Source organism: Geodermatophilus sabuli, assembly GCF_900215145.1.
GTDB classification, from domain to species: Bacteria; Actinomycetota; Actinomycetes; order Mycobacteriales; family Geodermatophilaceae; genus Geodermatophilus; species Geodermatophilus sabuli.
Genome location: NZ_OBDO01000001.1, coordinates 1,039,264 through 1,049,587 on the forward strand (window position 1 = coordinate 1,039,264; position 10,324 = coordinate 1,049,587).

Annotated in this window: 13 protein-coding genes; 11 read left to right on the forward strand and 2 right to left on the reverse strand. The window is 75.3% G+C overall.

Translation table 11 applies throughout. The features are described 5' to 3' along the window. The first annotated feature begins 1 nt into the window (after position 1). The 11 genes from ruvX (at position 2) to nusB (ending at position 9,366) form a co-directional block, all read left to right on the forward strand. Positions 2-661 carry a Holliday junction resolvase RuvX gene (gene ruvX / locus CRP39_RS04930; protein ID WP_097205180.1) on the forward strand — a complete coding sequence of 220 codons (660 nt, stop codon included), beginning with the start codon at positions 2-4 and terminating at the stop codon, positions 659-661. Positions 662-734: 73 nt separating this feature from the next. Further along, positions 735-2,369: an endolytic transglycosylase MltG gene (gene mltG, locus CRP39_RS04935; protein ID WP_097204815.1), complete on the forward strand. Its 1,635-nt coding sequence runs from the start codon at positions 735-737 to the stop codon at positions 2,367-2,369. Next, entirely contained in the window at positions 2,362-3,192 is an 831-nt protein-coding gene (locus CRP39_RS04940) for a shikimate dehydrogenase (RefSeq protein WP_097204817.1), read from the forward strand. Before mltG ends, CRP39_RS04940 begins: the two co-directional genes overlap by 8 nt. A gap of 5 nt (positions 3,193-3,197) precedes the next feature. Next, the gene (locus CRP39_RS04945; RefSeq protein ID WP_097204818.1) at positions 3,198-3,860 is read left to right on the forward strand and encodes a prepilin peptidase; all 663 of its coding nucleotides are present in this window, start codon (positions 3,198-3,200) and stop codon (positions 3,858-3,860) included. Positions 3,861-3,941: 81 nt separating this feature from the next. After that, on the forward strand, positions 3,942-5,135 hold the full coding sequence (gene aroC, locus CRP39_RS04950; protein WP_097204820.1) for a chorismate synthase: 1,194 nt from the start codon (positions 3,942-3,944) through the stop codon (positions 5,133-5,135). Continuing rightward, positions 5,132-5,683, forward strand: a complete 552-nt coding sequence (locus CRP39_RS04955; protein ID WP_097204822.1) for a shikimate kinase — start codon at positions 5,132-5,134, stop codon at positions 5,681-5,683. The genes aroC and CRP39_RS04955 overlap by 4 nt, the downstream gene beginning before the upstream one ends. Before the next feature lie 68 nt (positions 5,684-5,751). Beyond that, positions 5,752-6,840 (forward strand): 3-dehydroquinate synthase, encoded by a 1,089-nt coding sequence (gene aroB / locus CRP39_RS04960; protein WP_097204823.1) that lies wholly within the window; start codon positions 5,752-5,754, stop codon positions 6,838-6,840. Beyond that, positions 6,837-7,271 carry a type II 3-dehydroquinate dehydratase gene (aroQ, locus tag CRP39_RS04965; protein ID WP_097204825.1) on the forward strand — a complete coding sequence of 145 codons (435 nt, stop codon included), beginning with the start codon at positions 6,837-6,839 and terminating at the stop codon, positions 7,269-7,271. The genes aroB and aroQ overlap by 4 nt, the downstream gene beginning before the upstream one ends. Then, the gene (locus CRP39_RS04970; RefSeq protein WP_097204827.1) at positions 7,268-8,383 is read left to right on the forward strand and encodes a M24 family metallopeptidase; all 1,116 of its coding nucleotides are present in this window, start codon (positions 7,268-7,270) and stop codon (positions 8,381-8,383) included. Before aroQ ends, CRP39_RS04970 begins: the two co-directional genes overlap by 4 nt. Then, positions 8,384-8,944 (forward strand): elongation factor P, encoded by a 561-nt coding sequence (efp, locus tag CRP39_RS04975; protein WP_097204829.1) that lies wholly within the window; start codon positions 8,384-8,386, stop codon positions 8,942-8,944. 14 nt (positions 8,945-8,958) lie between these two features. Continuing rightward, positions 8,959-9,366: a transcription antitermination factor NusB gene (gene nusB, locus CRP39_RS04980; RefSeq protein WP_097204831.1), complete on the forward strand. Its 408-nt coding sequence runs from the start codon at positions 8,959-8,961 to the stop codon at positions 9,364-9,366. A gap of 7 nt (positions 9,367-9,373) precedes the next feature. Here the strand turns inward: nusB and CRP39_RS26665 are convergent, their stop codons facing one another. Then, the gene (locus CRP39_RS26665) at positions 9,374-9,520 is read right to left on the reverse strand and encodes a hypothetical protein (protein ID WP_172442284.1); all 147 of its coding nucleotides are present in this window, start codon (positions 9,518-9,520) and stop codon (positions 9,374-9,376) included. A 237-nt stretch (positions 9,521-9,757) separates the two neighbouring features. Further along, on the reverse strand, positions 9,758-10,315 hold the full coding sequence (bldD, locus tag CRP39_RS04985) for a transcriptional regulator BldD (RefSeq protein WP_097204834.1): 558 nt from the start codon (positions 10,313-10,315) through the stop codon (positions 9,758-9,760). Positions 10,316-10,324 lie beyond the last annotated feature (9 nt).

The following is a 10,324-nucleotide window of genomic DNA, read 5'->3' on the forward strand; positions in this document are numbered from 1 at the left end:
GGTGCCTGGACAGCGCCCCGACGAGACCGGTCCGGTGGGGGAGCGGCGGGTGCGTCGCCCCGCGGTGCCGCCGCCCACCCGGCAGCGGCCCGCGACGCCGCCCCCGCCGGTGCAGCACCGCACCGAGCAGATCGACCTGTCGGCCGGCTTCCCGCCGGTGCGGCACGAGACGAGCCAGATCGACCTCTCCGGCGGCCTGCCCGGTGGGCTGCCGATCCCACCCCGGCGCCCTCGGCAGGGCCGCCGGCTGGGCATCGACGTCGGCTCGGTGCGCGTCGGTGTGGCGATCTCCGACCCGACCGGCACCCTGGCCAGCCCGCTGGAGACGGTGCGTCGGGCGCGCGACGAGTCGGACCTGGACCACATCGCGGCCCTCGTGGTGGAACACGAGGTGACAGAGGTGATCGTGGGGGAGCCGAGGCACCTCTCGGGTGCGTCGGGGGCGTCGGCGAAGGAGGCCCGGGCCTACTCTCGGGCCCTCGCCGGGCGCATCGGGCCCGTGCCCGTGCACCTCGTCGACGAAAGGCTCTCCACCGTGACCGCAGCCAGTTCCCTCCGGGCGAACGGTCTGGACAGTCGGCAGCAGCGCCCGGTGATCGACCAGGCCGCCGCCGTGGTCATCCTCCAGGCCTACCTGGACGCTCAGCGGGAGCGCTCATGACCGAGCTCACGAGTTCACGCAGGGGCACAGCACCACCGGTCACGTGCCCGACGAGCGTCAGCGAGGAGGCGGCGTGACCGACCCGACCCCGTCCTCGCGACGGGGTCGGCACGCGTCCGACTTCCCCAGCGGTGTCCCGGCGACCGCCTGGCTGGCCTCGATGCCGAACCGGGCGGCCGAGCAGGGCCCCGCGGCCGCCGGCCGGTACCGGGTGGACGCCGGGCTCCGGTCGACGACGGCCGGCCCGTCCGCCCCGTACGCGGGTGCGCACGGGGGCCGGGCCGACGACGGCCGCAGCACCGGACCCCTGGCGCCACGCGCCGAGGCCGGCGGCCTGCCCACCCCGCCGCCCGGCGGCTCCGAGGGCGGCACGCACCCGTCGGCCCCGTTGCCCGGCCTGCCGCCGCGGCCCGCGGGCACCTGGTCGCGCCTGCAGCGGCGCAGCGACGCCCACCCCGACGACGACCAGACCGTGGCCCAGCCCGTGGGCAGCCAGCCCGGCGTCCCCGGTGAGCCGGCCGCCGACGACGCCTACGCCTGGGACGACACCGACGCCACCGGTGGCCTGGAGGTGCTCGGCACCTCCGACGAGGACGCCCACCGCTCGCGGCACCGCGCCGACGACGACGGCACCGAGCCACCCACCGGGCGGTCCCGGCGCCGGCGCAGCCCGCTGGCCGTCATCGTGTCCCTCGTCGTCCTCGCCGGCCTGGTCGCCGGCATCGTGGTCGGCGGCAAGGCGCTGATCAACCTGGTCAACCCGCCCAGCGAGGACTACGTCGGCCAGGGCAGCGGCGAGGTGCAGGTCCGGATCGCCGTCGGCGACACCCTCAGCGACATCGCCCGCACGCTGGTCTCCGAGGGCGTCATCGCCTCCGTCGAGCCGTTCGTCGACGCCGCCGAGGTGCAGCCCGCGGCCACCGGCATCCAGCCCGGCGTGTACGCGATGCGCCAGGAGATGAGCGGCCAGGCCGCGCTGGACCGGCTGCTCGACCCGGCCACCCGGCTGTTCGCCCGGGTCACCATCCCCGAGGGCTTCACCGTGCAGCAGATCCTGCAGCGGCTCTCCGAGGGCACCCAGAAGCCGGTCGAGGAGCTGGAGGCCGCGGCCGCCGACACTGCCGCACTCGGCCTGCCGGCCTACGCCAACGGCCAGCTCGAGGGCTTCCTCTTCCCGGCCACCTACGACTTCCAGCCCGACGACACCCCGGTCACCATGCTCCGGGCCATGGTCTCCCGCTTCACCGAGACCGCGTCGGCGATCCAACTGGAGCAGCGAGCCGCCGCGGCGGGGTGGTCGGTGTCCGACGTCGTGACCGTCGCCTCCATGGTGCAGTCGGAGACCCGGCTGGACGAGGAGCGGCCCGACGTGGCCCAGGTGGTCTACAACCGCCTCGGCCAGGGCATCCCGCTCGGCGTCGACGCCACGCTGGCCTACGGCCTGGGCAAGAACGGCAACGACCTCACCGTGACCGACCTGCAGACCGACAGCCCGTACAACACGCGCACGCGCGCCGGGCTGCCGCCCACGCCGGTCAGCTCACCCGGCGAGGCCAGCCTGGAGGCGGCGCTGGCACCGACCACCGGTGACCTCCTGTACTACGTGCTGGAGTCCGAGGACGGGCGGCACTTCTTCACCGCCGACTACACGGAGTTCATGGCGGCGCGGGAGCGGTGCGCCGCGGCCGGCCTCGGCTGCGGTGGCTGACGGGTCCGACGCGGGGACGACGGTCGGCGGGCAGCGGGCGGCCGTCCTCGGTCGTCCGGTGGGGCACTCGCTGTCCCCGCTGCTGCACCGGGCGGCCTACGCCGCGCTCGGGCTGACCGACTGGACCTACGACGCCCTCGACATCGGCGCCGAGGACCTGCCGGTGCTGCTGGCCGGCCTCGGGGAGGAGTGGCGCGGCTTCTCGGTGACCATGCCGTGCAAGCAGGCCGCGGTCGAGGTCGCCGACGTCGTCGAGCCGCTGCCGGCCCTGCTGCGCGCGGCCAACACCCTGGTCCGCACCGAGGCCGGCTGGCGGGCCGAGAACACCGATGTCACCGGCGTCGGGATGGCGCTGCAGCTGGCCGGCGTCGCCGAGGTGGACCGGGCGGCGATCCTCGGCGCGGGCGGCACCGCGGCCGCCGCCGCGGTCGCGCTGGCCTCGCTCGGTGCCCGGCACGTCGACGTCGTCGTCCGGGACCCCGCGCGGGCAGGGGACCTGCTGCGCGTGCTGGACACCCTCGCCGTGCCGACGACGGTGGTCTCGCTGCGCGCGGCCGTGGTCGACGCGGGCGTCGTGGTGAGCACCGTCCCGGTCGGCGGGCAGCCCGACGTCGCCGCACTGCCCTGGCAGGCCCAGCAGACCGTCCTGGACGTGCTCTACGACCCGTGGCCGACGCCGCTGGCCACCGCGGTAACCGCCGCCGGCGGCACCGTCGTCGGCGGCCTGGACGTGCTGTTCTGGCAGGCCACCGTGCAGGTGGAGCTGATGACCGGCCGGCCCGCGCCGATCGAGGCCATGCGCGCGGCGCTGTACGCCCGCTGACACCGGTGCCCGCAGCGCTCCCACCGGCTGTCGTGGCCGGCGTCGCCGTTCTGGCTGCCGCGCTGCTCGGGCCGTGGCTGGCGCGCGTCTCGGTCCGGCTGGCCCGGCGGGACGACGCCGCGGTCGCCTCCCGGACGCGCACCGCCGTCACCACCGTCGCGCTCGCCGTCGCGCTCGCCGGTGCGCTGGCCCTGGGTGGCCTGCGGCCGGCCACCGGCGCGTTCGCGTGGGCGGCCGCGGCCGGGGTGGTGCTCGCCGCCGTCGACCTCGCCGTCCACCGGCTGCCCGACCGGGTCACCGCCCCGGCCGCGGCCGTGATCGCCGCGGCCCTCGTGGTGGACGCCGCCGTCCTCGGCACGTGGCTGGCGCTGGTGCGGGCCGCGCTGGCCGGCGCCGCCGCGTTCGGGCTGGCCGCGCTGGGCGCGCTGGTCTCCCCGCAGGGACTCGGCTACGGCGACGTGAAGCTGCTGGGCCTGCTCGGGCTGGTGCTCGGCTGGGTGAGCTGGGGCGCGCTGCTGGCCGGGGTGTTCCTCGGCCTGCTCGCCGGGGCCGCGCTGTCCCTGGTGCTGCTCGCCACCGGCCGGGCCGGGTGGCGCACCGCCCTGCCGTTCGGGCCGCCGTTGCTGCTGGGTGCCGCCGTCGCGCTCGCGCTCGCCGGCACGGGGTGACGGACGGGAACGGCCACCTCCAGGGGCCCGCCCGAGCCTGCGCGGGAAGGGAGGAAGGGTGGCCCTCCTACAATCCGGGGCATGTTGCGCTGGCTGACCGCCGGTGAGTCGCACGGCCAGCAGCTCACCGCCATCCTCGAGGGCCTGCCCGCCGGCGTGCGGGTCCAGACCGCCGACCTCGACCTCGACCTGGCCCGTCGCCGGCTCGGCCACGGCCGCGGCGCCCGGATGTCCTTCGAGCAGGACGTCGTCACCCTGACCGGCGGGGTCCGGCACGGGGTCACCCAGGGCGGCCCGATCGCCGTCCAGGTCGGCAACACCGAGTGGCCGAAGTGGACGACGGTCATGTCCGCCGACCCCGTCGACCCGGAGGTGCTCGCCAGTCAGGCGCGCAACGCGCCGCTCACCCGGCCGCGCCCCGGGCACGCCGACCTCGCCGGCATGCAGAAGTACGGATTCGACGACGCCCGCCCGGTCCTGGAGCGCGCCAGCGCCCGGGAGACCGCGGCCCGGGTCGCGCTCGGTGCCGTCGCGCGCGCGTTCCTGCGCCAGGCCCTCGACGTCGAGGTGGTCAGCCACGTGGTCGGCATCGGGCCGGTCGTCGTCCCCGACGGGATCGTGCCCGGCCCGCAGGACAACCCGCGCATCGACGAGGACCCGGTGCGCTGTGCCGACCCGGCGACCAGCGAGCTCATGGTCGCCGAGGTCGACGACGCCCGGAAGAACGGCGACACCCTCGGCGGGGTCATCGAGGTCGTCGTCCACGGCCTACCGCCGGGCCTGGGCAGCCACGTGCACTGGGACCGCCGCCTGGACTCCCGGCTGGCCGGCGCGCTCATGGGCGTGCAGTCGGTCAAGGCCGTCGAGGTCGGCGACGGCCTGGAGACCGCCCGCCGCCGGGGCTCGGTCGCCCACGACGAGATGGTGATGGCCGACTCCGTGGACGGGCAACACCGCGTGCAGCGCACCACCGACCGCGCCGGCGGCATCGAGGGCGGCATGACCAACGGCGAGGTGCTGCGGGTCCGTGCGGCGATGAAGCCGATCTCGACCGTCCCGCGGGCGCTGGCCACCGTCGACGTCGCCACCGGGGAACCGGCGGTCGCCATCAACCAGCGCAGCGACGCGTGCGCGGTGCCCCGCGGCGCCGTCGTCATGGAGGCGATGGTCGCCCTGGTGCTCGCCGACGCCGCCCTGGAGAAGTTCGGTGGCGACTCGGTGCCGGAGACCCGCCGCAATGCGCAGGCCTACCTCGAGAACCTGAAGATCCGGTGACCGCTCCGGAGCCGGGTCGGCGTCCGCTGCTCGTCCTCGTCGGCCCGCCGTCGTCGGGCAAGACGACGGTCGGTACGGCCGTGGCCGAGCTGCTCGGCGTCCCCTTCCGGGACACCGACGCCGACATCGAGGACGTCACCGGCCAGACCGTCGCCGACCTGTTCGTCGAGCGCGGGGAGCCCTTCTTCCGCGCGCTGGAGGAGCAGGCGGTGGCCCGCGCGCTCGGTGCGCACGAGGGGGTGCTGGCCCTCGGCGGCGGCGCGGTGCTCAGCGCCGCCAGCCGCGCGCTGCTGGTCGGCTACGGCCGCGCCGGGGGCACCGTCGTCTGGCTCGACGTCGACCTGGCCTCGGCCGCCCGGCGCGTCGGACTGGGCCGGGAGCGGCCCGTGCTCGGCATGAACCCACGAGCCACCCTGCGCAACCTGCTGCTGGCCCGCGCGCCGCTCTACGGCGAGGTGGCCACGCTGACCGTGCCCACCGGCGGCCGCGAGCCCGGCGACGTGGTCGCCGACGTGGCGGCCGCCCTGCGGTCCCGGGCCACCCCGTGAGCGGACAGGGGCGGGAGCCCGACAGCGAGGAACGAGCGAGGAGCGGAGCGGCCCGCGGGAACGAGCCCGTGGCCCGGGGGCGGGTGACCGTCCGCGGCGAGCGGCCCTACGACGTGGTGATCGGCCCGGGCGCGCAGGCCGAGCTCGGCGTGGTGCTCGCGGGGACGCCGCGGGCCGCCGTCGTGCACGCCCCGCCGCTGGCGGCGCTGGCCGGTGCCGCGGTGGAGACCCTGCAGACCGCCGGGGTCGCCGCGGAGGCCGTCGTCGTCCCCGACGGGGAGGCCGCCAAGACCGCCGAGGTCGCCGCGGGGGCCTGGGAGGAGTTCGGCCGGCTGGGTCTGACGCGCTCCGACGCCGTCGTCGGCGTCGGCGGCGGAGCGGTCACCGACCTGGCCGGCTTCCTCGCCGCCACCTGGGTCCGCGGCGTGCGCGTGGTCCACCTGCCCACCAGCCTGCTCGGCATGGTCGACGCCGCGGTCGGCGGCAAGACCGGCATCAACACCGGCGCGGGCAAGAACCTGGTCGGCGCGTTCCACCCGCCGGCCGCCGTCCTCGCCGACACCGACGTCCTCCCCGGACTCCCCGAGGCGGAGTTCCGCTCCGGCCTCGCCGAGGTCGTCAAGTGTGGCTTCATCGCCGACGGCGCCATCCTCGACCTGCTCGACGCCGACCCGACCGGACGGCGCGACACCGCAGAGCTCATCGAGCGGGCGGTCCGGGTCAAGGCCGACGCGGTGGGGGAGGACCTCCTCGACACGGGCGTGCGCGAGTTCCTCAACTACGGCCACACCCTCGCCCACGCCATCGAGCGGGTGGAGGACTTCGGCTGGCGGCACGGCGAGGCGGTCGCCGTCGGCCTGGTCTTCGCCGCCGAGCTGGCCGGCCGGGCGGGGCTGCTCTCCCGGGCCGAGGTCGCCCGGCACCGCGAGCTGGTGGCGGCCATGGGGCTGCCCACCCGCTACGACGGGGACTGGGCGCGGCTGCAGTCGGTCATGCGGGTGGACAAGAAGGCCCGCGGCGCGTCGCTGCGGTTCGTCGTCCTCGACGGGCTCGGCAACCCGCGCATCCTCACCGACCCCGACCAGGCGTGGCTCGACGCCGCGTGGGCCGCGGTGTCGGCCCGCCCCACCCCGACAGCGAGCGAGGAGACCGCGTGACGATCCAGGTGCTCAACGGCGCCAACCTCGGCCGGCTGGGGCTGCGCGAGCCGGACAAGTACGGGAGGACGACGTACGCCGAGCTGGTCGAACTCATCGAGTCCGCCGCCGCCCAGCTCGGTCTCCAGGTACAGGTGCGGCAGACCGACGACGAGGGCCAGCTGCTGCGCTGGGTGTACGAGGCGACCGACGCCGGCCACCCGATCGTCATCAACCCCGGCGGCTGGTCGCACACCTCGGTGGTCCTCCACGACGCGCTGGCCGCGACGACCGCGCCGGTGCTCGAGGTGCACCTCACCAACATCCACCGGCGCGAGGAGTTCCGGCACTTCTCCTACGTCTCTCGCGTCGCCGAGGGCGTGATCGCCGGGCTGGGCGTGGACGGCTACCTGCTGGCCCTGCGCTGGCTGGCGGCCCGGGACCACCGGTGAGGCACGACCAGCGGCGGGAGCGGCTGCGGGCGACGGCAGCCGAGCGCGGACTGGACGCCGTCCTGGTCACCGACCTGCTCAACGTCCGGTACCTGACCGGCTTCACCGGCTCCAACGGCGCGCTGCTGCTGCGCACCGACCGCGCCGACGTGTTCGGCACCGACGGCCGCTACACCACCCAGGCCGGCACCCAGGTCCCCGACGTCGAGCTGCTGGTCGACCGGGCCACCGTGTCCGCCCTGGCCCGCCAGGCGGTCCGCCCGCGGTCGGGTGGGCCGGGCGCGCGGCGGATCGGGTACGAGAGCCACCACCTCACCGTCGACGGGCTGCGCGCCCTGGAGTCGGTGCTGTCCGACGCCGCGGCGGGCGGCACGGTGCCGGAGCTGACCAGCGTGCGCCGCGCGGTGGAGGCGCAGCGGGCGGTCAAGGACGACGACGAGATCGACGCGCTGCGCCGGGCCTGTGCCGTGGCCGACTCCGCGCTGGCCGAGCTGGCGGCGGAGGGCGCCCTGCGACCGGGCCGCACCGAGCTGCAGGTCGGGCGCGAGCTGGACGCCCGGATGCTGGTGCTGGGTGCCGAGGCGCCGTCGTTCGAGACGATCGTGGCCACCGGCGCCAACTCCGCCATCCCGCACCACCGGCCCGACAACACGGAGCTGCGGGCCGGCGACTTCCTCAAGCTGGACTTCGGCGCGACCGTCGACGGCTACCACTCCGACATGACCCGCACGCTGGTCCTCGGCCACCCGGCCGACTGGCAGCGCGAGGTGTACGAGCTGGTCGCCGCGGCGCAGGCGGCCGGGCGGGCGGCGCTGGCCGTCGGCGCCGACGTGGTCGCCGTCGACTCGGCCGCCCGTGACGTCATCGTCGCGGCCGGGCACGGCGAGCACTTCACCCACGGCCTGGGGCACGGGGTGGGGCTGGAGATCCACGAGGCACCGGGCATCGGGCAGCTGGGCGCGGGTACGCTGGCCGCCGGCATGGCCGTCACCGTGGAGCCGGGGATCTACCTGCCCGGCCACGGCGGTGTCCGGATCGAGGACACGCTGGTCGTCACGGATGACACGCCCGAGTTGTTGACCCTCACGAGCAAGGAACTGCTGGTCCTCTAGATGGCTACCACCAACGACCTCAAGAACGGCATGGTCCTCAACCTCGACGGCCAGCTCTGGACCGTCACCGAGTTCCAGCACGTCAAGCCGGGCAAGGGCGGCGCGTTCGTCCGCACCACGCTGAAGAACGTGCTCTCGGGCAAGGTCGTCGACAAGACCTTCAACGCCGGTACCAAGGTCGACACCGCCACCGTCGACAAGCGGTCGATGACGTACCTGTACAAGGACGGCACCGACTACGTCTTCATGGACGGCGACACCTACGACCAGATCCACGTGCCGGCCGAGACCGTCGGCGGCGGTGCGGACTACCTGCTGGAGAACACCGAGGTCGTCGTCGCGGTGCACGAGGGCAGCCCGCTCTACGTCGAGCTCCCGGTGACGCTGGAGCTGGTGGTCCAGCACACCGACCCGGGTCTGCAGGGGGACCGGTCCACCGGCGGCACCAAGCCGGCCACGCTGGAGACCGGCGCGCAGATCCAGGTCCCGCTGTTCGTCAACACCGGCGACAAGCTCAAGGTCGACACCCGCGACGGCCGGTACCTCGGCCGCGCCAACTGACGCCTCGCCCGGCCATGGCTGCCCGGTCCAAGGCACGCAAGCGCGCCGTGGACGTCCTCTACGAGGCCGACCTCCGCGGCTCGGACCCGCTCGCGCTGCTGCGTGAGCGGGTGGCCGACGCGCACCCGCCAGTACCCGACCACGCCGTCCGGCTGGTGGAGGGGGCGGTGGAGCACGCCGCCCGGATCGACGAGCTCATCGACCGGCACGCCAAGGGCTGGTCGATCGACCGGCTGCCCGACGTCGACCGCGCCATCCTCCGGATGTCGGTGTTCGAGCTGCTGTGGGCCGACGACGTCCCCGACGCCGTGGTGATCGACGAGGCGGTGGAGCTGGCCCGGGCGCTGTCCACGGACGACTCGCCCGCCTACGTCAACGGCGTCCTGGGCGCGATCCTCGACGCCGAGGTGCCCACCAGCTGACCTGCGGTCAGACCGGGGTGGCGGCCGCGGCGAGCATCGCGGACAGCCGGGCGGCCGACTCCCGGCGCTGGACCCGGCGCAGCACCTCCCGGCGGCGGGCGGCGAGTGCCAACTCCCCGTCGGGGACGACGGCGGCCGGTGCGGGCAGGTCCATGCGGGGCTCCTCGGGTGGTCGGTGCGAGGCCACCGACGCTAGGACCCCCTGCTGACGGTTCCCTGGGTCCCGGGAGACGCGAGAGCCCCTGACCGGTGTGGTCAGGGGCCTCTCGCGTACTCGGCCCCGTCCCGAGGCCCACCGCGAGCGTGCGAGCGGTCCGGTGGCGCCGTCGCAGGGTCCCGCCGCGAGTCCGCGAGCGGCGGGGGGCGACGGGGTCCTTCTGGCGGTCCGCTCTCAGCGCGGGGTGCGGCGCCGCTCCCAGTTGGGGTTCATCTCTTCCTCGTCGTCGTCCTCGTCGCCGCCGAAGCCGACGACGCTCTCCATGCCGGGGGAGAGCACGCCCCACTCGATGAGCCGCGAGGTCAGTTCGTCGGGGCTCATGTCGTAGATGATCGCCAGCGACTTGAGGTCCTCGGCGCGGATGGAGAGGACCTTGCCGTTGTAGTCGTGCCGCTGGGCCTGGATGGTCGAGGCGTAGCGCGCCAGCGGGCCGGCCTCGTCCGCGGGCAGCGAGCCCAACGACTCGAGGTTCAGCACGATCTTCGTGGTCGAGGTGACCGCGGAGCTCGGGCGCGGGTCCGGCAGCAGCTCGGAGACCGGCACGCCGTAGAAGACCGCGAGCTCGGAGAGCCGCTGCACGGTCACCGCGCGGTCGCCTCGCTCGTAGGAGCCGACGACGACGGCCTTCCACCTGCCGTGCGACTTGTCCTCCACTCCCTGGAGGCTGAGACCCTGCTGGTTGCGGATGGCGCGGAGCCGGGCACCGAGGGCCCGTGAGTAGTCGGTGCTCATCGCTTCCTG

Excerpts from the sequence above, each read along its gene's own strand:
- nusB (WP_097204831.1), top strand. The coding sequence starts at position 8,959 with ATGGCTGCCCGGTCCAAGGCACGCAAGCGCGCCGTGGACGTCCTCTAC.
- efp (WP_097204829.1), top strand. The coding sequence starts at position 8,384 with ATGGCTACCACCAACGACCTCAAGAACGGCATGGTCCTCAACCTCGAC.
- CRP39_RS26665 (WP_172442284.1), bottom strand. The coding sequence starts at position 9,520 with ATGGACCTGCCCGCACCGGCCGCCGTCGTCCCCGACGGGGAGTTGGCA.
- aroC (WP_097204820.1), top strand. The coding sequence starts at position 3,942 with ATGTTGCGCTGGCTGACCGCCGGTGAGTCGCACGGCCAGCAGCTCACC.
- bldD (WP_097204834.1), bottom strand. The coding sequence starts at position 10,315 with ATGAGCACCGACTACTCACGGGCCCTCGGTGCCCGGCTCCGCGCCATC.